Origin of the sequence: Polynucleobacter sp. HIN11 (assembly GCF_030297675.1) — a bacterium.
Lineage (GTDB): Bacteria > Pseudomonadota > Gammaproteobacteria > Burkholderiales > Burkholderiaceae > Polynucleobacter.
Genome location: NZ_AP028142.1, coordinates 1,260,422 through 1,282,565 on the forward strand (window position 1 = coordinate 1,260,422; position 22,144 = coordinate 1,282,565).

Genomic DNA, 22,144 nt, shown 5'->3' on the forward strand with positions numbered 1-22,144 from the left:
CTAAGCCGCCAATTTAGTTCTGCGCACCAATGGCCGCGCAAAGAGTTCAGCGAGATCAGCCGCTTGATCAAACCCTTGAATCGGTGTGAACACCAATTCAATTGACCACTTCGTAGTCAACCCCTCAGCCTCGAGTGGATTTGCCAAACCCAAGCCGCAAACCACCATATCGGGACGATAATTACGACAGCGATCAAGTTGCTTCTCCACATCCTGCCCTTCTGATAGGCTCACTTCAGCTGGCAGTAAAGCGAGCTCCTCGGCCAGATGTTGGCGATGGATATAAGGCATCCCGATTTCAGTAAGCTGCATGCCCAGTTCGCGGTGCAAAAATCTCGCCAGAGGGATTTCCAATTGCGAATCTGGAAAGAAAAAGATTGAGCGGCCGCTGAGTACTTGTCGTTGGCGCTCCAGCGCCAAGTTTGCGCGTTGACGTTTAGGTGCAATCACCTTCTCAACATGATTTGGATCAATTCCAAATGCCTTCGCTGCGGCAACAAACCACGCCTCTGTCCCCTCCACACCAAGTGGGAATGGGGCTGGAATTCGCTTTGCGCCCATATCATCGAGGACTCGAGCAGTTTCGGTTAAGAATGGTTGTACAAGCAAGTACCGAGTATTTGGTCCTAGGCAGGGAATATCACCAGACCGTCTGGGCGGAAAGAATGCATATGACTCAATGCCCAGCTCATTAAAGATTCGGGAAAACTGATCTTCCACAACATCGGCTAAGCAACCAACAATCAATAGATCCACTTCCCTCTGTGCCGGATGATCTTGTGCATGCCGCGGAATTTCTTTGGCAAGTGCAGCCAGGCAAGCATCCTCACCCTGTGTGAAGGTGGTTTCAATGCCACTACCAGAGTAGTTGAGAATACGCACGCGCGGTGTGTACGTTTTACTTAAACGCTCGGCGGCGCGGGATAGATCGAGTTTGATGACTTCCGATGGGCATGAGCCGACCAGGAAGAGCATTTTGATATCGGGTCTGCGAGTGAGGAGCTGATCAACCACGCGATCGAGTTCCTCGTTGGCATCAGCCAATCCTGCCAAGTCATGATCATCGATGATCGCCGTAGCAAAACGGGGTTCCGCAAAAATCATCACGCCCGCAGCCGATTGCACCAAGTGTGCGCAAGTTCGAGAGCCAACCACTAAGAAAAATGCGTCCTGGATTTTGCGGTGCAGCCAAATAATGCCGGTTAGACCACAAAATACTTCGCGTTGACCACGTTCTTTGAGGATTGCGCGATCTTGCGAATCGCACGCAGCGGCACCGGACTGTAAAGGGATGACACGGTTCATGCCATCACCCGCTCTGTTCCTTGACTTGACTCTTGCAAACGAGCCTGGCGCAGTTTCCATAAAAACTGAGCGGCATTGATCACATACGCCAAATAAGCCGATAAGGCCAACACCATCAGTGCGCGGGGCTCTAAAAACCCAAACGTTAATGCGATTAGGTAGGCGGTGTGCAATGCCAAAACCAGCATGCTAAACACATCTTCCCAATAAAAAGCGTGGGCAAAAAGATACTTACCGAATACCTCTTTCTCCCAAATGCTGCCGGTGATCATGATCGTGTAGAGAATCAAGGTTTTAATCACGATCGAGACATTGGCGGCAAACTCGCCCTGCCCCGTGATTAAAAATCGAATCACGAAATACAAACTCACCAAAAAAATGACAAATTGCACAGGCGCCAAGATCCCCTGAACCAAGGTCCACTTCGAACGATCTCGTCGAATTCGCTCTTCGGGTGTATAAAGGGGGTGAATTTGACTTGCCATGTGCTTTTTTCCTTACGCAGCCTGGCTCCTATGTAAATATGTAAACCTAAGTTTACGCTTTTTTATGTAGACAAATCTAGGAATAAACCCTTATATATGTCAAATTATTTTGACAGTTTAGACTCCTAGTGGTAAACCTTAGGGAAATTGGTCAAAAAAGGAAGGTTTTTGGCCTGGATTAGCCTATTTTTAGTTGGATTTCTGAAAGGAGTCATCTAAAAAAAGGTGCTTGGAATGCGATAAATATTGCATCGCAACATATGTAAATGGCTTAGGGGTTAAGAGTGGATCAATTTAATCTACCGAGAAACAATAATCAGGCATCAGAAGGCAAGGAAGGCCAACCATGGCACGAAAAACCGCGCTTCAATACCCAGATTTCCCAAAAGGTGGATTCGTCCACCTCCCATGAGCTCACCAATCTACTTAATAAAACCATCGAGGCACAAATTATTCCCCGCCTCCTAATGCAGCATGGCCACAGCCACCCGGATGTTGCTTCCAGAATAACTGGGGTGCCGATATCCAGTGATGAGGTCAAACACTTTGCTGAATTGCTCATTCATAGCTCGAACGATATTTGCCTAGGCTACATTCAAGCCATGCGCCTTGAAGGTCGGGGATTAAATGAGATCTATCTCGACTTAATTGCACCGGCAGCAAGGCGCTTAGGCTGCTATTGGGAACTCGATGAGCAAAGTTTTACAACCGTGACCCTTGCCCTCGGTCGAGTTCAGCGCATCATGCAAGAACTTAGCCCGGACTTTCGGAATAATGAAAGTGAACACAAAACCCTCTCAGGGAGAGCCTTGTTATTTGCAATGCCCCACTCCCAACACACCATGGGGGTGTTGATGTTGAGCGAATTCTTTATCCAGGCAGGCTGGGATGTCGCGACAGTAGCCAACCCCTCCAAAGAGGAAATCCTTACGCTTTGCCGTAAGCAAGCATTTGATATTGTTGGAATCTCAATTTCGTATGAGCTGCAATGGGACGCTATGCAGGAATTGGTCCAAGCGATTCGGAAATGTTCAGCTAACTCCCAAATTGGGATTATGGCTGGGGGCGCACTCTTTAATGCTAAGCCAGAATTAATGGATCAATGCGCTGCAGACATTTGCACTTTGAGCGCCCCAGATGCGGTAATTGCCGCTGAGAATATCTTAAAATCGCGAGTTTAAGAAAAACGAATAAAAGACTGAGATCGTGACCAATATTGCCAGCACCGTCCACACCTTTGGGCAGCTCAACCCGGAAGAGATTGCTAATCTCGTCGAGGCTTCGGCAGATATCTCGCTCACCCTGAATTCAGAGGGTGTGATTCAAAGTATTGCGTTTGGTAACCCAGATTTACGAAGCCCCAACTTAGAAAACTGGGTTGGTAAATCTTGGATCGATGTGGTCACTGTAGAAAGCCGTCCGAAGATTCAGGCGCTCTTAACGGATGCCAATGAATCCTCCCTCTCGCGCTTTCGGCAAATTAATGTTGCGATGCCGGGCGCCAGTGATTTGCCCCTCCTTTGCGCAACACTGAAAATTGGGAGCACAGGACAGATTATTGCGCTCGCTCGTGATTTACGCGAGATCTCCCTCCTACAACAACGCTTAGTCGACGCACAGCAAGCGATTGAGCGTGATTACACTCGCCTGCGCCAACTTGAAACGCGGTATCGTGTTTTATTTGAAATGGCCTCCGAGGCCGTATTAGTGCTTGACGCAAATACGTTCAAGATTGTTGAGGCCAACCCTCGTGCTGCTGATTTGCTAAATGAATCCATTAAAAAACTCAACGGTCGCTCTTTAATTGACTATTTAGCCAAGGGCGATCGCATTCAAGCGCAGTCATTACTCAGTAAGGTTGCATATACAAGCACTGCGGCTGACCTCAGCACTCAGCTTTTAAATGGCCAAGAGGCATTTTTATCAGCCGCACCGTTTCGCAATGAAAATCAATCCCTGCTATTAATCACGATTAAGCGCTCGGGTGAATTTGTTGACCGTCAAGATGCAGGCGCACAATCATTAGTGATTCAAGCGCTCGAAAATGCGCCCGATGGCTTTATTGTGACCAACTCAGCCGGGAAAATATTAACAGCGAATCAAGCATTCTTGCGCCTAATCATGGCTGATAAGCTTGATCAAATCTTAAATGAGCCTCTGGAGCGCTGGCTTGAGCGTTCGAGTGTCGATTTACGAGTCATGCTCTCCAATCTTCAAGAAAAAGGATCCATTAAGTTATTTGCAACCTCGATTCGAGACTCGTTTGGTACTTTGCATCCGGTTGAGATCTCTGCTGTATCGGTTGCCTACCCACATGCATGCTTAGGATTTACGATTCGTGAGGTTGGCTCACGCATTCGCTCAAAGATCCAACCCGAAGAGTCAATTACACGCTCGAGTGAAGAACTCACACAACTGGTTGGCCGCTTACCTTTAAAAGAAATTATTAACGAGACGACTGATTTGATTGAGCAGCTTTGCATTAAAGCCGCACTCGAGCTCACGCGTGGCAATCGGGTCTCTGCTTCTGAGATGCTTGGTCTCTCTCGGCAAAGTCTCTACATTAAATTACGTAAATATAATCTGAGCGATCAAAGCAAAGATAGCGACATCGAGGAATAAGATGTCTTCACAGGTAGCAGTCATGAGCTTGGTCAGCATCCAACCGCAAGCCAAACTCGCCGGCATTGCGCGTCTGATGTTCAACCGATTTAGCACCTATCGACCAAACGGCTTATTACTCCAAAAACACATGGGGTCTGGGAAGAATGCCGGGTTCTCGGTGAGCCCCAGTGGAACCCATCAAGGTTTATTTAGTCTCTTTGATTCTTTGGAGCATGCAAATGCATTTGTTCGCGAATCCCCCTTGCTAAAGTGGTATCAAGAACATGCCCATGAACTATTTACCGTCAAATTGCGTGCTTATTCAGTTAAAGGCCAATGGTCTGGCCATCAATTGAGTGAGTCGATTGCTCCACCAAGCTCAGGGCCAATCGCCTCACTTACGCGGGCATCAATTAAGCCCTCAAAAGCAATATCGTTTTGGACCAAGGCACCACCTGCAGAAGTTGATTTATTGCATACCGAGGGCTGCCTAATCTCTGCAGGTGTTGGTGAGGCGCCGATCTTACGGCAAGCAACCTTTACCATCTGGGAATCTCAGGCAGCGATGGATACTTACGCGCGCTCGGGCGCACACTTGGCAGCCATCAAATCCGCCATGCAAGGTCAATATTTTTCGGAATCCATGTTTGTGCGCTTTCAACCATTTGACGCAACCGGTTCATGGAAAGGAAGAACGCTTGCCTAAATCCCTTGGTAATCAACCCATTGTGGTGATCGGTGGCGGCATCGGTGGCTTAGTGAGCGCTCTTGAACTTGCTAGCGCCGGTCTAGAGGTCATCGTGGTTGAGAAAGAGCAAAGCCTTGGGGGCAAGATCCGACAGATTGATTGTGCCGGTCATGGAGTGGATTCTGGGCCAACCGTATTTACCATGCGCTGGGTCTTTGACGGCATCTTTGCCAATGCAGGCACACGACTAGAGGATGTGCTGCGAATAGAACCTCTCAAAATTTTAGCCCGCCATGCATGGAGCAAATCCGAGCGTTTAGATCTTTTTGCCAATCGTGATGAATCGGCTAAAGCAATTGAAGATTTTGCCGGTGCTGCAGAGGCAAGGCGCTTCATTGATTTTTGCGAACAAACCCGCAAACTCTATCGCGCCTTAGAAAAACCCTATATGTTGTCGCAACGGCCCTCGATGATGGGCATGATGAGTGATTTAGGACCAACTGGCTCAAAAGCACTGTATGAAATTGGTCTATTTAATGATCTTTGGAAAAGTCTAGGTCGCTACTTTAAAGACCCACGCTTGCATCAACTCTTTGGGCGCTACGCCACCTATTGCGGTTCCTCACCGTTTCAGGCGCCTGCGACCCTGATGCTCATCGCAGATGTGGAAATGCAAGGGGTCTGGGCGGTGCAAGGCGGCATGATCGCCATTACTCAAGCACTTTCGGATCTGGCGCGCTCCAAAGGGGTACGCTTGATCTGCGGCGTGAACTGCGAAGAGATTATGCAAGGTAACCGTAAGGTCTCAGGGGTGCGTTTAAGTAATGGCGAGACGATTCAGACGCAAGCCGTTATCTTTAATGGCGATGCCATGGCCCTACAAACTGGCTTATTGGGTGAAGCCAATCGTCAAGCCTCTCCAATTACCCAAACCACCCGCTCGCTATCCGCAATTACCTGGTCGATGTTTGCGAAGCCTCAGGGTTTCCCACTGATTCGGCACAATGTATTTTTTGACTCAGACTACGATAGCGAGTTCACGGATATCTTCTATCGCAAGCGTTTGCCACAAAAGCCAACGGTTTACATTTGCGCCCAAGATCAAACCGACCATCATCTTTCGCACCCCGAAGGAGAGCGACTCCTATGTTTAGTCAATGCGCCAGCCACTGGTGATCACCAACAACCTACTCAAGCCGAGATTGAATCATGTCAAGAAAAATCCCTTTCCCTACTCGAACACTGTGGCCTCAATCTCTCATTAGCGGATGCAACGGTAACGCGCACTACGCCACAGGACTTTCATCGCCTCTTTCCAGCAACCGGTGGGGCTCTGTATGGCCAAGCGAACCATGGTTGGATGGATACCTTTCGACGGCCAGCAGCCCAAACAGCGATTTCGGGTCTTTATCTAGCGGGGGGCAGCGCGCATCCGGGAGCGGGAGTGCCCATGGCGGCCCTCTCGGGTCGTATGGCGGCCGCAACCCTGATGGGTCACCTCGGTTTGACCAAGCGGTCGGGTCGGGTGCTTATCTCTGGTGGTACGTCGATGCCTTAAGTGATGATGGCAAGCATGGTCTGGTCATGATTGCATTTGTGGGGAGCGTGTTCTCCCCATACTATGCCTTAGCACGCCGTCGCCATGCCCATGTTGATCCAGAAAACCATTGTGCGATTAATTTGGCGATCTATAGTCCGGGTAATAAGCGCTGGACCATGACCGAGCGTAGCGCAGCGAGTATTTCTCGGAATCAAACTGAGTTTGTGATTGGACCTAGCAGCCTCCATTGGAATGGTGACCATTTGCGGGTTGATTTTGTGGAACGCGCTATTCCCTTTGGTCAACGCGTCGTTGGGCACTTCAAACTATACCCAAAACAATTATTTAATTTCTCAACCCATCTAGATGATCAGCATAAGCATCGCTGGGGGCCATTGGCACCTAGCGCGCGTATCGAGGTTGAACTAGAGTCACCTAACATCAAGTGGCAAGGCAATGCCTATTTTGATTCTAATGAGGGGGATGAACCGATTGCAATTCCGTTTAAAGATTGGGATTGGTCACGTGCACAATTAAGTGGTGAGCGTACTGCAGTCATCTATGATGTGCGCCAGCGTAATGGGATAGAACGAGTCTTGGGGCTCATTTTTACTCCGGATGGTCGCATTGAGCACTTTGAACCCCCTCCTCGTCAAGCTCTTCCCAAAACAGGTTGGCGGATTCAGAGGCAAATGCGTAACCCGAAGGATGCCCAACTCAAGATCTTGGAAACACTGGAAGATACGCCTTTTTATGCACGCTCGGTTCTCAGCAGCGAGCTACTCGGTGAGCGTGTGACTTCATTTCATGAGACGCTCGATGTTCCAAGACTCTCATCTTGGGCCGTGCAGTTTATGTTGCCGTGGCGGATGCCGAGGGTGAAATAATTGATTCGCGGTTAACGCAGTGGTTGAATAAAACGGTCGGCCACGGTCATTTCTGCCTCCCGCTTTCGCTCTTCCACCCGCTCGAGTAGATCAACGACCCAAGTCAGTCTTTCGTGAATAGTTCCACCGTAATGACGGATGTGCGGTGTTTTATTCACCGCCTCAATCAGGAACTGAATCGAGGGATGTGCTTCTGGGTTAAAACGTCGGATCGAGAACTTCGCAATGATGGCTGAAGTAGCATGGGTTAGCAAAATGAGTTTACGTTGCTTTGAGACCACTGCGCGGACCGATACGGAATCCAGGTTCAAGCGCTCGACTTCACGACCAATCTCCGCATAAATCAGACGTGCTGCAGCAATCGCTGGGCGACAGTCCCACGGCAAGTCACCAATTCCAATCTCGGCTTGCGTGTAGAGTTTGTCGGCCTCTTTGAGAAGTCGCGCCACTACGCGTGAGATTGCTTCATTAAATTGTGGGTTTGCTAACCACTCCTTGGGTTCAAGCCCCTCCTCCCTCATCCACTCGATGGGCAGGTAGATCCTGCCGTTCATCGCATCTTCACCCACATCACGCGCAATATTGGTTAATTGCATCGCAAGGCCAAGTTCACAAGCACGCGCCACGGTCTCGGACTCACGCTTTCCCATGATCAAACACATCATGGCGCCAACCGTACCAGCGACGCGCGCACAGTAATCTAGCAACTCATCAAAGGTCTCGTAGGTGCGGTATTGCGTATCCCATGTATACCCCTCAATCAATGCGAGTGGTAACTCTTTAGGGATATCAAAGGCACGCACCACCTCTGCTAGCGCCCGATCAGCCGCCTCATCAATCGGTTGACCAAAATAGATGGCATCTAATCGCTTTTGTAGAGTGATAATCGATTGCTCAGTAGCGTCTGCTGCATCGGCAATATCATCGGTGATCCGACAAAATGCATACAGAGCCGTAGCAGGATCCCGTACGCGACTGGGCAATACACGCGAGGCAGCAAAGAAGGATTTGGAGCCATCACGCATGGTTTCTACGCACTCACTGAGGTCCTGATCAAAGCGCTTCGAGCTGCGATTCATTGCGCATACCCCTTCGCCACATTAATGGGATGGGGAACCACTGACATTAAAGCCTTCGCAGATGACAAAACACCCGGAATTCCGGCGCCAGGATGGGTGCCGGCACCCACCATATACAGTCCTTTTACATCTTCGCTACGGTTATGCGGTCTAAACCACGCACTTTGCAATAAGAGCGGCTCAAATCCAAAGGCAGCACCTTTGACTGACAACAACCGATCCTGAAAATCCTGCGGTGTGGTGCAAAACGAGGTGGTGACATGTTTTTGAAAACCAGGCAGTACTGATTGATCTAGATACTCTGCAATCGCCTGGCGATAAGACTCTGCAGTCTCTTGCCAGTTTGTGCCACTGTCTAAGTTTGGCACGGGTGACAAGACATAAAAGGTGTCATGACCAGCAGGTGCAAGACTCGGATCGGTCGCGGTTGGACGATGTAAATAGAGACTGAAATCTTTCGCCAGCACTTTACGTTTGAAGATATCTTCCAGCAACTCGCGGTAACGCTTGCCCAGCAAAATCATATGGTGGGGGACGTCAGGATATTGCTGATTGGTTCCAAAATACCAAACAAACAAACTCATTGAATATTTGCTACGAGCTACTTTCTTATCGGTCCAAACCTTGCGATGCTGCGGTTCAATCAGCTTCTGGTAGGTCCAAGCGGCATCAGCATTCGAGACCACGATATCGGCTGGCACAAAATTACCATCTGCTAGCGTAATACCAACGGCTTTGCCATCACGCACCTCAATGCGCTTTACCTCCTGGTTGCATTGCACATCCACCCCTAAATCGGCCAATAAACGAACTAAGCCCTTAATCAGGGAGCCGGTACCGCCCATGGCTGAGAACACGCCGTGCTTGCGCTCCAAAGAATTAATGAGCGAGTACACCGCCGTTACCGAGAAAGGATTGCCGCCGATGAGAAGCGGATGAAAACTCATCACTTGGCGTAACTTGTCGTTCTTCAAATGTCTTGCAACCAGTGTATAGATGCTCTCCCAGGCCTTCATCTTCACCATCGATGGGAATGCCTCAAATAAATCACTTAGGGAGTCAAAGGCGACATTACTGAGTTCTTCAAAGCCCAGTTGATAGCATTTCTCGGCCTCAGCTAGAAAACGATCATAGCCCGGCAAGTCTGCTGGACTAAACTTAGCAACCTCATCACGCATGCGCGCCAGATCGCCTGTGTAATCAAAATGGCTGCCGTCATCAAACCGAATTCGATAAAACGGATCCATCAGCCGCAGATCAACATCATTCTCAAGTTTTTCACCACATAGCTCCCATAACTCTTCAAGTAAAAAGGGAGCCGTAATAATGGTGGGCCCGGCATCAAAGGTATAACCGTCGCGTTGATGTACATAGGCGCGCCCACCGGGCTTATCGAGCTTCTCAAATACCTTCACGCGGTAGCCCTTATGCGAAAGCCGAATCGCTGCAGCTAAACCACCAAAACCACTCCCAATCACCGCCGCAATCGGGCGGTCATCACTGGGTAGATAGGTTCGTTTGAGCATGGCTTCCTAATTTAGAAAAAAATGGCGCCACGAAGGACGCCATAAGTACCGGTTACATCATTCCTTACTTCATCGCTACAGTATTGCTCTTCTCAGCAGGCTTTGGTGCAACGCGCGGTGCAGGCGTGCCTGTTAAGAATGGGTAATCTTTGAGCATCGAAACTCCGTAGAGAGGCTTATAGGCTCCCTGATGACAGGTTGCGCAATTCGCTTTTGCCACATCCCCTTCGGGTCCCAATCGATGGGCCGGGAATACATTGGTAATCGGCACCATATAGTTGTTATTAATGTCACGTGCCATCCGAATGCCATACCATGCGGTCATCCGCTGCGGTGGACTTTGCGACCACTCAGGCATGGCACGGGTATTGTGGCAATACGCACAATTCACACCCAATGAGTTCGACATATGCACCATCAAGCCAAATACTTTTTCAGTATCCTGGATGCTGTTCTTATTGCCAGTGGGTAAAGCCGTTGGTCCATTCATGCGAATGTTTTCAGCTTTTAATAAGTAAGGGGTGAATGGGTCATAGGGCAAATCACTCCCACCCACTGATTGTGAGGGGGTATTTTGGCCATTCTTGCCCGTTAAGAACCCACTGCCCTGAGGCTTAGCAGGATCGGTAAACCAAACGTTTTGTGGAATGTTGTTTCCACGGTGGCAGGTATAGCAGGTCACCCCGGTATCTGCCACATGGGATTTCCATTCCACGTTAATTCGTTGGGTCATCTGAATCATCTTGCGCGAGACAATTTTTGTGTAATTCGAGTCTTCAGCAAAATTTGCGACGTTATGGCAGTAGGCACAACCTTGCTCAGGGGCAACCCAGCTGGTCATTGCCACCATAAAGTTTGTGAACTGGGCAACGCTCAGATTTCCTAAGACCTTGACGTTTTTGTAGACAGCGCCAGCTTTTGGACCATCCGCATCAGCAGGAATCGATACCGGTACCTGATTCTTTTCTGCCTGCGCCTCTAACGTACGTGGGTTGTACACCATTGCCATACCGGTGCCACGGAAGCCACTCTGCACTGAGTCCACTGGCGGGCGTTCACATGCCGTCAGAAATAATGTGGCTCCGGCCAGAGCAGCAATGCCCAATATGCGTTGAATTGAGTTCATGATTGCTCCTTATTTCGCAACAGGTGGAGGTGGCACAAATGTTGCTGCTGGATCAACCGTGGGGATACTATAGACATCAGGGTATGCAGGTGCAACCCCATGTTTCACAGCCCACAAGTACCAGTTATCAACCACAGTACCGGTTAATAAAATGCCGATGCCGCCAGTGAGTGGCACTAGCACGGCAAACCACCAGGCCCAACGGTGAATCGACTCCATCGTGGCGTTAAAGCCCATGGTCCATCTCCAGAATAATCCGGCACGCTCCGATGCAGTACCGCGATCCACAATTTGCTCAATCTCGCGCTCACCACCATAGCGACCAACCGCTAAGATGGTTGCGCCATGCATGGCAAATAACAGTGCTGATCCATACAGGAAGGCAATGGAGAGCATATGAAATGGGTTGTAAAACAAATTACCGTAACGCAAAGAGAATGCAGCGGTCCAATCTAAGTGCGAGAAAATACCAAAGGGCACGCCTTCACTCCAGCTGCCAACTAATAGCGGTCTAAAGAAGCCTAAGACGAGGAACAACCAAATTGCTGACAAGAAAGCCCAAGCAATATGGGTACCCATACCAAGTGCAACCGCACGTCGGTAGGTTCGCCACCACCATAACAGTACCGATGCAGTTAAGAATGCACCGGCCATCATCCACCAACCGCCTTCAGAGAGCGGCATGATGAAGTTCAGGCCATGCTTCGGCAAGGGCGGATCAAGCGATAACCAAAAGAGTTGGCGCACAAACTGGATAGGATCCCAGTTCACCGAGGCCAACATATTCCAGCCAATGATCTGAAAACCGATCATGCCAAAGAATAAAGAGGCGATGCCAATGGTTCCCAAATAAATGGGGCCAATCTGCGCATTGCCTAGACGCCCAAATAAATGGACTAAAAAGGGTTTGCCAATCCGCTCGCGCTCATCCTTTCTGGGATTAAGTGGTGAGCCATGATGCGGTTCAGCAACCACCTGAACCTGGGTAAATAAATTTTGATAGTCCATATTCTTATCCCTCGATTCTTTTTATGACCAAATGGGGAGGTTTAACCACCAACCCCACCACTCTGGCCAACCACGAGTCCAAAATGGCCCACTAATAACAATGCAAACGGCACTCCAAAAGACCGCCGCCAATGCCAAGAACAAACCAAGTCGGTGGATTCCTAAGGTACCAACGGAGTAGCCAATCAAATCTCGAAAGAAGGTATCTTCGTGCTCGGGGGTTTTAACAAACTCGCCTTTTTGCGGATTCGTTGACGACAGCACTAATGCACCGTGCATGGCAAGTGCAAGGGTCGTCGTAAAGAATAAGGTGATCGCAATCATGTGCGCGGGGTTGTAATGAAAGTGCAAGTATTGATAGCCGACGTTTGAGACCCAATCGAGGTGACTCAAGATACCGTAGGGGAATCCATGCCCCCAAGCGCCCATCAATACGGGACGAATCACAACCAGCGTGAAATACCCAAAGACCGCGACTGAGAAGGCGAATGGCACATGAAAGCCCATACCTAATTTGCGACAGATCTCGACTTCACGAAGTGCCCATGATCCAAATGCGCCTAGCGCACAAATCGTAATTAACTGCCACAGTCCTCCCTCCATCAGTGGAGCGGGTGCTAGGCCGTATTTCAAATCGGGCGGGGCGATATTAATCTGCCACAAGTTCCAAGTTGGTCCTTGCGATGCGCCCCACAAAATGAGTGCAGTGCCTAAAAAGGTAAAGAAGATCGTGGTGATACCAAAAAATCCGACATAAAAAGGGCCCACCCAAAAGTCGAATAAATCTCCGCCAACCAGGGTTCCCCCTCGTACTCGGTACTTTCGTTCAAAGCTGAGCATGGCCATTTTTTAGTCCTTCCTTTAATTGGTAGATAAGACTCGATATGTAGTCAAGTCCTATCCACCACGGTTTTCATGATGCTTACTACTTTGCTGCTGGTACTGCTGGTGGTTTAGCTGCTCCACTGTTACCAGTTTGTTTTACATACTCAGCCTGACTTAAACCATCAAGCCAATTAAAACGAACTGTGCTTAGCAGAATCAAATGAATCATTGCTGCCAAACCGAACAGGAAGATTCCTTGAATAGCCATAGCCCGTAATGGGTCATATAGTTTCCAAATTCTCCACATGGTATTTCTCCTAAGTTAAATACGACATAAAGCTATAAACCGCAGACCTTACGCCGTCGATCATTGACTTCTCTTCCGATCCTGGTAACCAGGATCTCCACTGACCCGGTAAGAACACAGTAAAGAGCGCGAGTACAAAACACACCACAAAACACAAGACAAAAATCGTCTTGAACGTGATTGAATCGTTCTTAGCGATCTCCTGTACCGAGTGGTTTAAATGGATATCTTTCATATCGTTACCTTTACGTTGTTACTTCCGATTTCAGTAGAACCAAGGACGCCAAGCCCACACCAAAATGTGAGCAATGACCGCTATTGCAGTAAACCCGACCAAACCTTGGACATAAAACTGGTGAAATTCTTTCGCCTCGTCGTCGGTAAGACCAGAAATAGAGCCTCTGTGATCACTCATTCGAGATCCCTCCTTCAAAATTAGCCTTTCGGCTAGCACCGCGCAAAGCCCGCGCGACAAGGGCATATGGCATGGAACTGCCACATTGGGGATGGAGCAAAGTAGTCAGATTCATACTTTCTCCGATATGGGGTTGGGTGTTTTCTCTTGCACAATCTCAGGACAAGACAGGCGCACGCGCTCTGCAGTGACTCGCGCTTCACCTGAGGATTCGGTATCGCGCTCGACGCGATCACGTAATTGCTTGGCTGCCGAGATTTGCACTAAGACCGGTTGTTTCTGAACATAATTAGCAACCATGGTTTGTGCGTCGCTATCCCACAAGAAGGCATTCGCTGCTTGACCACGTGCCAAGGTGGAGTCGACCTTATCCATTTCAGTACCTAAGGGCAAGATATGGAACAGTGCATCAAAGAGCCCATTGCAAAACTCTTGGATTAAATAGGTTGCGCCGGCGTATCCCATGAATGGCGTGCCAGTATGGCGCCGAATAATTGCGCCAGGAAATGATGCAGGAATATACATACTCTTACCACCCGCTTCGGCTAGATACATTCGTTCGTTGTAACTACCAAATAGTACGAGAGGTGCTTTTTCTTTTACCAATTTACGAATTTCTTCGCTATCGGTTTTCTGACCAGGCTTACGTGAAATGGCAAAGCTGCATGGCAGCCCCATCTCCTCGCTCAAGAAATGAGAGATCCCGCGCGTGTAGGTCTCGTTTGCAACAATCGCAAAATTTGCGGTCCCAAAAAAGTCCTGCGTCACCGAGCGCCACAGATCCCAAATTGGCTTAATCGTGGTGTGCTTCTCACGCTCAATAAATGGCTCGGGATCAAGATCAAGCAACTCACCTAGTTTGCGCAAGAACTTGGTCGTACTATGAAGACCAATCGGTGCCTGTAAATAAGGGCGATCAAGGGCTTCGCAGAGCATGCGCCCAAACTCGCGGTACATGCAAATATTGACATCGGCTTCGACTAAACGCGACACATCGGCTAAGTGACTACCGAGTGGAAACACCATATTGATCTCGGCGCCAATTCCTTGGACTAAGCGACGGATCTCAGCCAAGTCGCTCGGCATATTAAACGTGCCATAAGCGGGACCAATAATATTGACGCGTGGCTTCTCCCCTTCTTTGCGGGGTTTGCGTGCCGGCACATTCTTAATGCCATACTCTGACCATAACCAATACATTGCGCGATTAGCGCACTGCCACTGGTCTTCATCAATCGTACGCGGTAAGAAGCGGGCAATGGCTGTACCTTCAGGTGTAACACCACCACCAATCATCTCGGCAATTGATCCGGTTACAACCACGGCAGGTAAATCAGGATCTAAGGTAGCATGAGCGCGCTTCATCGAACCTTCGGTTCCCTCGCGCCCCAATTGCTCTTCTGCTAATCCGGTGACTACGATGGGCAACTCATGCGGCGGTAAGGCATCGGTGTAATGCAAGACCGAGGTAACGGGTAAGTTCTCACATCCTACTGGCCCATCAATAACCACCTGCAATCCCTTGATGGCCGTGAATACATATACGGCCCCCCAGTAGCCGCCAGCACGATCGTGATCAATGACGTACATCAGATCATCTCCTCGGCTTTGCGCTTCTTGATCGCTTTTTCTAACTTGCGACGGGTCTCGGCTTTGAACTCAGGACGATCTTTGGGAACGCTTTCCCAAACACCGGCATTATGACTCGCACCCACTTCACCAAAGAAGGCTTTCATCTCATCAAAGCGTGCTTGATTTCCAATCGCGGCATTAATTACTTGCGCTAGCGATCCAGCGCCTGCAGGCCCCATTAAAGGACGTGCTGAAATGAGGTTCGTGAAATACAGACTAGGGATCGATGCTTGCTTGGCTGCTTGTACTACCGGCGTGGTACCAATGGCTAAATCGGGTTGATACTCGGCCATCGCTGCTAAATCCTGCTCAAGTGAGGCGCGGAACTGCACTTGCACACCTTTTGCTTCTAACCATTCCCGATCCGCATCACTCCAGACTGTGCGGGGACAGGCAGATCCAACATACCGAACATCTGCACCACTCTCAATGAGTAAGCGTGCGACTAGAAGTTCAGAGCCTTCGTAACCACTTAAGGTAATACGACCTTTAATCGGGGTTGCGCCAAGCACTGCTTTAATCGCTGGCAAGATTTTGTGTTTAGCGGCATTAATTCGGTCTTGCGGTGTATTGGTTACTTTGCCAATCGCTTCTAACCATGCAGCAGTTCCCTCGTAACCAACCGGCGCAGATCCAACGATGGGTCGACCTGCGGCTTCAAACTCCCGAATACTGGCTGTATAAAACGGATGAATCGCTGCGACTGCTTTGCAATCGAGCGCTTGATACAACTCACGCCATTCACGCGTTGGTACTGTAGCGCCTACCGCAAGATCCATCGGCTCCAACATGGCGCCAATCACTGCGGGATCGGCTGGGAACATCTCTCCTAAAAGCGTGATGGTCGGTTTGGTTTGCACGCCAGTACGCGGCGCTTGCACGGGACCAGCCATGATTTCATGGCGGGCGTATTGCAACATGGCACCGGCTAGTACATCTTTTGCCTCAGCATGGGTTGGCACACCAAAGCCTGGCACATCAATACCAATAATACGTACCCCATTAATTTCTTTAGGCAGCAACTGCAGCGGTACGCCACTTGCAGTGGGGACACATAAATTAATAATGACAATCGCATCGTACTTGCTGGGGTCGGCCTGTTCGTGCACCGAGTCCCGAATATCTTCAAAGAGTTTTCCAGTGACCAGGGTCTCGGAATTAAATGGCACATAACCCACGCTACGACGCGCACCATAGAAATGCGAGGTAAACGTTAAGCCATACACACAGCAGGCAGAGCCCGACAAAATGGTAGCGGTGCGACGCATGCGCAATCCAACCCGCAATGATCCAAAGGCTGGGCACATACTTTGTGGTTGATCGTGCGGCCCTTTGGGATAGTCCTGTGCATAGCGTTGCAATACCTCCGCTTTGCCTGCAGACTTTGCTGCATCCATCATTTGCTTTTCACCCGCATGGCATCCCACGCCATCCCCTTGGGATGGATCGTTGACCAACTGCTCGGGCACGATGGGAATGATGGGCTTTGTCATGGATTTAAACTTTGTCGTACACCACTTCAAGGGTTTTCTTGACGACCGCGTCTTTGCCCATCATGTCGACTTCGGTAGCGGGCTCAAGTACGTAGTCACGGCCAGTAATGTCTGATGAGAAGAGTCCTAAGAGATCGTCTTGGCTGAGCGGCTTGGGTCGTACCGGCGGTGCATCGGCAACATTGGTCGCCAACTCTTCAAACAGCGGTCCCCACTGCGTACCAGGACGGCCGATGATTTCATAGCTAGCACTCTTACGCCGAATATCCTCATGCGCAGGAATCGCTGCCAAGACCGGAATGCCTACTTTTTCTGCGAAGGCTTGGGCTTCACCGGTGTTGTCATCCTTATTGATCACCATGCCTGCGACACCGACATTACCGCCCAGCTTACGGAAATACTCTACGGCGGAGCAGACATTGTTGGCAACGTAGAGGGATTGCAAATCATTGCTACCCACCACGATCACTTTTTGACACATATCGCGTGCAATCGGCAATCCAAAACCACCGCACACCACATCGCCTAAGAAATCTAAGAGAACGTAATCAAATCCCCAATCATGAAAACCCAACTTCTCCAAGGTTTCAAAACCGTGAATGATGCCGCGACCACCGCAACCGCGCCCTACTTCAGGGCCACCGAGTTCCATCGCAAATACGCCATCGCGTTTAAAGCACACATCGCCAATCGATACAGAATCACCCGATAACTTTTTCTTCGAGGAGGTTTCAATGATCGTTGGGCAGGCTTTGCCTCCAAACAATAAGGAGGTCGTATCACTCTTCGGATCGCAACCAATTAGCAGTACTTTCTTACCTTGCTGCGCCATCATGTAAGAAAGATTGGCGAGGGTAAAACTTTTACCAATTCCGCCCTTGCCGTAAATGGCGATGATTTGGGTTTCTTTGGTCACCGGTCCTTTGTGGACTGGGTCTGGTTCCATGTCAGCCTCTTTTTTGAGATTGACAAATTGCACCGTTGCTTCGGCTGGCACACCTTCTAATTTTGCGGTTGCTGGACTCATTGCAAGGTTCTCCAATCAAGGACCATCTTTAAACAATCTTTATCGCTAAACGCTTGGCGATAGGCTTTATCCGCATGCGCAGGTGATGCATGATGCGTAATTAATCCATCTAGTGAGAGTCGACCCGACTCGGCTAAATGTTTCACGGCTAATAAATCCTTAGGCTGCCATTGCGCTGCTACTCGAATGCGGGCTTCGCGCATAAATGCTTGTGGGAATGAGAAGGTCATGGGTGCGTCATAAAAGCCAGCCAGGACAATTTCACCGCCGGGTGCCAGACACAAAATCAAGGTATCCAGTAATGAAGCGTCGCCACTCACATCCACAATCGTTTTGTAATACCGTTTTTGGTCTGCCTTTGGATCAATCACTTCATAACCAATTGCTCCTGTGCGACGATCAGCATCGGTTTCCCAAACCACTGGGCTTTTTCCAGCAAGTACGGCAATGCGTGCAATCAGGCGGCCCAAAACACCATGGCCAATAATCAGATCAGGCTGTTGACTGCCTTCTGCCGATGTGACGTGATGCGCAGTTGCTGCCAATGCAAACAAAACGGCTTCTGCGCCTAATTTGTTGTCCACGCCAATCACCCGACTGGCCGGCACCACTACGCGTGATGCTGCGCCACCGAAGAGACCTTTCACATCACCGAAGCAACGCGCCCCAGGTACGAATACACGCTGACCGGGCTGATACCCTGACCGAATCCCTGCTTGATAAATTTTGCCGACGGACTCATAACCCGGAACGAGTGGATAACCCATACCCGGGAAGTGGGGCATGCGCCCACTCCATAGAAGTTTTTCAGTGCCTGTACTAATACCGCTCCATTCAATATCAACCACAACATCCGTCTCGGTGACGGGTGATAACTTCAGCTCACTCAAGACAACGCTCTCGGGCTTCTCGAGCACGATGGCCTTTGCTTGATAGATTGTGTTCATAGTGTCATTTCTTATTTACATATTTTATGTGTAAATATTTATTTACATGACTCATTCTTCACCACTTTAGGGATAATTCATCTAGGGGTTTCTACTAATGACCCCTAGTATTTACAAGGCTTTTTGGGCAAAAATTGGCTTTTAAACTCTAACCCACTGAAATCATTGGCTTTTTACAACGCAAGATCTGTGCATTCAAGGGGATAGCGGATGGCAATAGGCGAACAGCCTCAAAGCCGGCCTCGATCAGCATTTGGGTAATTTCCGCTTGGGAACGCGGTCTACCCCGACCCATTGCGAGCAAATAGAAGCCAAAGTAGGCATCCCCCATTGCTTCTTGCCCCGGGGTATTAGCCATTGGTTCTGCCAAAATCAAGCTTGCCCCTGGCTCTAAGGCATTGAAAACATTACGTAATAAGATTTTGACCCGGGAGTCATCGTGATCAAAAATGACTCGAATGAGGGTGGCCACATCCGCGCCCTTGGGCAATTCACCATCAAAGAAATTCCCCCCAATCGCTCCGATGCGCTTCGATAAATCCGTCTTAGCAATCTGAGTGTTTGCTAACTCAGCCACACCAGGAAGATCAAAAATCGTGCACTGCAACTGCGGATAAAGTTTTGCAAGTTGAGTCGCAAACGCGCCCTGCCCACCACCAATGTCGAGTAATTGGCGGTGCTTAGCAAACGAGTAGGCATCGATTACCTCGGCGGTAACTAAAGGTTGAGTGTGCGCCATGAGCTTTGAATAGTTCGCAACGCGCTCGGCCGATAGCGATTCTGGTTTGGGATCGTGGGCGTGATCGATATAGGGCCAATACTCGGCCATCGCCGCTTTCCCAGAAATATCACCGCGCAAGAGTGCCAACGGATCTTGCAGATCACGATAGAAATCGCCGTGATGAATAATCATATCGACGAGTGCACGATTACCAACTAAAGGCGCCCCCAGCATGCCAAGTGCATAGTGCTCGTTATCTCGTTTTGTTAAAAGACGAATGGCAACTGCTGCGTCGAGTAAACGATTGAGGCCTGCGGGCGGTAACGCAATGCGCTCTTGCAATTGTGCTTTAGACAAAGAGCCGTTTGCGAGCAACTCAAACAAATTGACTTTGACACAAGCCAATAAGATTTGGGAGTACACAAAGCCCGCCATCACATCAAAGAGTGCGGAGGCCTGACGCCGCACGACCCAGCGTGTCAATGGAAAGCGCGCAGCCCAGCGCTGAAATCGGGGTGAGGCAATGACACTATTACGCCAATCGGCGAAGGTGTCTTTCAATGAGCGGTGATGGGTTTGCGTGTCTTCGGACACACGCTCAGACAGTGGCATGGTGATGCAGCGGTCGACTCGTATTGATAAACCATGCTTCCGGAATCAAGCGTTCTGCCTCTTTTGCGACCAGAGTGCGTAGCATCTTCTCGCCTTTACACGACGGTATCGAATGAATTGCTTTGTAGACCAACTCATCAAAATGCTGAACCGCGCCCACCAATCCAAGATCTCGCGCAGAGCTTGGTCGATCATGAGCTAAATCTTGACCTTGTGGTTTACCCATCGTCGCTTGATCAGCCAATACATCGCGAATGTCATCGGCTACTTGATAGGCCTCACCCAACCACTCACCGAGTGGTTTCCAAGTATCGGCATCCGCTCCTGCGGCTTGTGCGCCCGCTGCGGTTGCCGCCTCAAAGAGTGAACCGGTTTTTTCTTTTTGGTATTGCGATAGTTGGACTTTGGATTCGCACTCCCACGCTTGACCCGACACAATGCCGTGCGGCGCACCGACGGATGCGGCAATCGTTTTTAGAAGTGGTGCTAAGCGCAGTGGTGAGCGCATGCTGCACGAAGCCATGTATTGAAATGCCAACACAATCAGTGCATCACCCGCAAGCACGGCAATGCGCTCACCAAATGCGGCATGTACTGAGGGTTGGCCACGGCGCACCATGGCATTATCAAAACAGGGCAAATCATCGTGCACCAGGGATGCACAATGCAATAGCTCAATCGCGCCCGCAGCGGCAATCGATAAATCCGGATCGTCATCGCCGCAGGCGGCAGCGACCGCTAAACACAGTTGCGGCCGAATGCGCGCACCTCCTGGGAACACGGCATGATGCAATGCCCTTTGTAAATTTTGTGGGGCTGTCTTAGACTCTGCGATGGCAAGCGCTTGATGCAAGCCCTTTTCAATGCGTTCTTGCATCGCTTGACTGGGGCTGATTTTTGAGCTCATGGCCGGCTTTCAGAGTTAATCGGGTCGCAATACGGGTAAAAAAGTGTAAATATTTTTTTACACTTATCATGATGATGAATATAGTCAGCTAATGCAAGAGGGTCAATCAATCATATCTAGGGAAAACCCTAATGAGTACCATTAATCGCATTCCCTACGACTGGCCAAACCGCCAAATTAGCCGCTTCGTCACCGTGGGCGATCTCACTTGGCATGTGCAAATCTCGGGCAAGGGGCCGATGATTTTGTTACTGCATGGCACCGGTTCCTCCACACACTCCTGGGGCGAACTCACGCCTTTACTCAATCAAGAGGCGCAAGTTCTTAGCGTCGATCTACCAGGGCACGCCTTTACTCTGGGAGCTTCAGTGGACTCCTTACGACTCGAGCAGATCGCGAGTAATTTGATTGCATTGATTGGTGAACTCAAAGTGCCGTGGCCGACCATTGTCGTTGGTCATTCTGCTGGCGCTCCCTTGGCACTCGCCTTTGCTAATCTGGCACCCACCAAACCACAAGTGATTATTGGTCTAAATCCCTCACTAATTCCGCCGCCGCCGAGCTACACCCAATTTTTTGGACCCATGTTGGGGCCAGTCACTAAATCAGCAACGCTGGCATCGATTCTGGCAAAGCTTGCACCACTCTCAGGTATGACCGATCGATTACTAGATTCCACCAATACCAATTTGCCAGAAACAAATCGCAATTACTATCGGCGCCTCTTTCAATCACCTGAGCATGTGCGCGGTGCCATGAACTTTATGGCCTCGGCCAACATTGATCAAGTACTTAAAGCCGGCTCAAACCTTTCAAGCAAGTTAATTTGGGTGATTGGCGAGAGTGATCAATGGGTCCCAGAAATGGGCTTGAAGAAAATCATCAGCCAGTACTTTCCTAAATCCACCGTGATCTATTGGCCAGGTGGTCACATCATGCACGAAGTGGAAACTGCCAAGACCGCTGATCTAATCTTGAGTGAGCTGCGCGCCCTTAAGAAGTAATTGGCT

22 protein-coding genes are annotated in these 22,144 nt (G+C 49.6%); 6 read left to right on the forward strand and 16 right to left on the reverse strand.

Annotation, left to right across the window (positions count from 1 at the left end; translation table 11 throughout):
• Positions 1–1,305, reverse strand: coding sequence for a ferredoxin:protochlorophyllide reductase (ATP-dependent) subunit N (locus QUE60_RS06575; RefSeq protein WP_286226470.1), 1,305 nt, complete (start codon positions 1,303–1,305; stop codon positions 1–3).
• The gene (gene bchF, locus QUE60_RS06580) at positions 1,302–1,790 is read right to left on the reverse strand and encodes a 2-vinyl bacteriochlorophyllide hydratase (protein ID WP_286223292.1); all 489 of its coding nucleotides are present in this window, start codon (positions 1,788–1,790) and stop codon (positions 1,302–1,304) included. Before bchF ends, QUE60_RS06575 begins: the two co-directional genes overlap by 4 nt.
• Positions 1,791–2,074: 284 nt before the next feature.
• Between bchF and QUE60_RS06585 the strand changes: the two genes are divergently transcribed.
• The 5 genes from QUE60_RS06585 to QUE60_RS06605 are packed head-to-tail and all read left to right on the forward strand — an operon-like array spanning position 2,075 to position 7,509.
• Complete coding sequence (locus tag QUE60_RS06585) at positions 2,075–2,971, forward strand: cobalamin B12-binding domain-containing protein (protein ID WP_286226471.1); 897 nt, start codon at positions 2,075–2,077, stop codon at positions 2,969–2,971.
• A gap of 25 nt (positions 2,972–2,996) precedes the next feature.
• Positions 2,997–4,412: a transcriptional regulator PpsR gene (gene ppsR / locus QUE60_RS06590; protein ID WP_286226472.1), complete on the forward strand. Its 1,416-nt coding sequence runs from the start codon at positions 2,997–2,999 to the stop codon at positions 4,410–4,412.
• A gap of 1 nt (position 4,413) precedes the next feature.
• Positions 4,414–5,100, forward strand: coding sequence for a spheroidene monooxygenase (locus tag QUE60_RS06595; RefSeq protein ID WP_286226473.1), 687 nt, complete (start codon positions 4,414–4,416; stop codon positions 5,098–5,100).
• Complete coding sequence (gene crtD, locus QUE60_RS06600; protein WP_286226474.1) at positions 5,093–6,640, forward strand: 1-hydroxycarotenoid 3,4-desaturase CrtD; 1,548 nt, start codon at positions 5,093–5,095, stop codon at positions 6,638–6,640. Before QUE60_RS06595 ends, crtD begins: the two co-directional genes overlap by 8 nt.
• A 26-nt stretch (positions 6,641–6,666) precedes the next feature.
• Positions 6,667–7,509: a carotenoid 1,2-hydratase gene (locus QUE60_RS06605; protein ID WP_286226475.1), complete on the forward strand. Its 843-nt coding sequence runs from the start codon at positions 6,667–6,669 to the stop codon at positions 7,507–7,509.
• Between the two features lie 11 nt (positions 7,510–7,520).
• Here QUE60_RS06605 and QUE60_RS06610 read toward each other — a convergent pair whose 3' ends face one another.
• The 14 genes from QUE60_RS06610 to QUE60_RS06675 form a co-directional block, all read right to left on the reverse strand.
• Positions 7,521–8,588 carry a phytoene/squalene synthase family protein gene (locus QUE60_RS06610; protein WP_286226476.1) on the reverse strand — a complete coding sequence of 356 codons (1,068 nt, stop codon included), beginning with the start codon at positions 8,586–8,588 and terminating at the stop codon, positions 7,521–7,523.
• Entirely contained in the window at positions 8,585–10,114 is a 1,530-nt protein-coding gene (locus tag QUE60_RS06615; protein ID WP_286226477.1) for a phytoene desaturase, read from the reverse strand. The genes QUE60_RS06610 and QUE60_RS06615 overlap by 4 nt, the downstream gene beginning before the upstream one ends.
• Before the next feature lie 64 nt (positions 10,115–10,178).
• On the reverse strand, positions 10,179–11,240 hold the full coding sequence (gene pufC, locus QUE60_RS06620; RefSeq protein ID WP_286223300.1) for a photosynthetic reaction center cytochrome PufC: 1,062 nt from the start codon (positions 11,238–11,240) through the stop codon (positions 10,179–10,181).
• A gap of 9 nt (positions 11,241–11,249) precedes the next feature.
• On the reverse strand, positions 11,250–12,248 hold the full coding sequence (gene pufM / locus QUE60_RS06625; RefSeq protein ID WP_286223301.1) for a photosynthetic reaction center subunit M: 999 nt from the start codon (positions 12,246–12,248) through the stop codon (positions 11,250–11,252).
• Between the two features lie 21 nt (positions 12,249–12,269).
• Positions 12,270–13,094 (reverse strand): photosynthetic reaction center subunit L, encoded by an 825-nt coding sequence (gene pufL, locus QUE60_RS06630; protein ID WP_286223302.1) that lies wholly within the window; start codon positions 13,092–13,094, stop codon positions 12,270–12,272.
• A gap of 79 nt (positions 13,095–13,173) precedes the next feature.
• Positions 13,174–13,380, reverse strand: a complete 207-nt coding sequence (pufA, locus tag QUE60_RS06635; protein WP_108508839.1) for a light-harvesting antenna LH1, alpha subunit — start codon at positions 13,378–13,380, stop codon at positions 13,174–13,176.
• 10 nt (positions 13,381–13,390) lie between these two features.
• Positions 13,391–13,615 (reverse strand): hypothetical protein, encoded by a 225-nt coding sequence (locus tag QUE60_RS06640; RefSeq protein WP_199908496.1) that lies wholly within the window; start codon positions 13,613–13,615, stop codon positions 13,391–13,393.
• A 30-nt stretch (positions 13,616–13,645) separates the two neighbouring features.
• On the reverse strand, positions 13,646–13,795 hold the full coding sequence (pufB, locus tag QUE60_RS06645) for a light-harvesting antenna LH1, beta subunit (RefSeq protein ID WP_108508840.1): 150 nt from the start codon (positions 13,793–13,795) through the stop codon (positions 13,646–13,648).
• A gap of 111 nt (positions 13,796–13,906) precedes the next feature.
• Positions 13,907–15,385: a chlorophyllide a reductase subunit Z gene (gene bchZ, locus QUE60_RS06650; protein ID WP_286226478.1), complete on the reverse strand. Its 1,479-nt coding sequence runs from the start codon at positions 15,383–15,385 to the stop codon at positions 13,907–13,909.
• The gene (bchY, locus tag QUE60_RS06655; RefSeq protein ID WP_286226479.1) at positions 15,385–16,920 is read right to left on the reverse strand and encodes a chlorophyllide a reductase subunit Y; all 1,536 of its coding nucleotides are present in this window, start codon (positions 16,918–16,920) and stop codon (positions 15,385–15,387) included. Before bchY ends, bchZ begins: the two co-directional genes overlap by 1 nt.
• 4 nt (positions 16,921–16,924) lie before the next feature.
• Positions 16,925–17,947, reverse strand: coding sequence for a chlorophyllide a reductase iron protein subunit X (locus tag QUE60_RS06660; RefSeq protein WP_286223305.1), 1,023 nt, complete (start codon positions 17,945–17,947; stop codon positions 16,925–16,927).
• Positions 17,944–18,894, reverse strand: a complete 951-nt coding sequence (bchC, locus tag QUE60_RS06665) for a chlorophyll synthesis pathway protein BchC (protein ID WP_286223306.1) — start codon at positions 18,892–18,894, stop codon at positions 17,944–17,946. The genes QUE60_RS06660 and bchC overlap by 4 nt, the downstream gene beginning before the upstream one ends.
• A 148-nt stretch (positions 18,895–19,042) precedes the next feature.
• A complete protein-coding gene (locus QUE60_RS06670) occupies positions 19,043–20,227 on the reverse strand; it encodes a methyltransferase (RefSeq protein WP_286226480.1) in 1,185 nt (394 codons plus the stop codon).
• On the reverse strand, positions 20,214–21,134 hold the full coding sequence (locus QUE60_RS06675) for a polyprenyl synthetase family protein (RefSeq protein WP_286223308.1): 921 nt from the start codon (positions 21,132–21,134) through the stop codon (positions 20,214–20,216). The genes QUE60_RS06670 and QUE60_RS06675 overlap by 14 nt, the downstream gene beginning before the upstream one ends.
• A gap of 131 nt (positions 21,135–21,265) precedes the next feature.
• Here QUE60_RS06675 and bchO point away from each other — a divergent pair, with 131 nt between their 5' ends.
• Positions 21,266–22,138 carry an alpha/beta fold hydrolase BchO gene (gene bchO, locus QUE60_RS06680; protein WP_286226481.1) on the forward strand — a complete coding sequence of 291 codons (873 nt, stop codon included), beginning with the start codon at positions 21,266–21,268 and terminating at the stop codon, positions 22,136–22,138.
• The last annotated feature ends 6 nt before the right edge of the window (positions 22,139–22,144 follow it).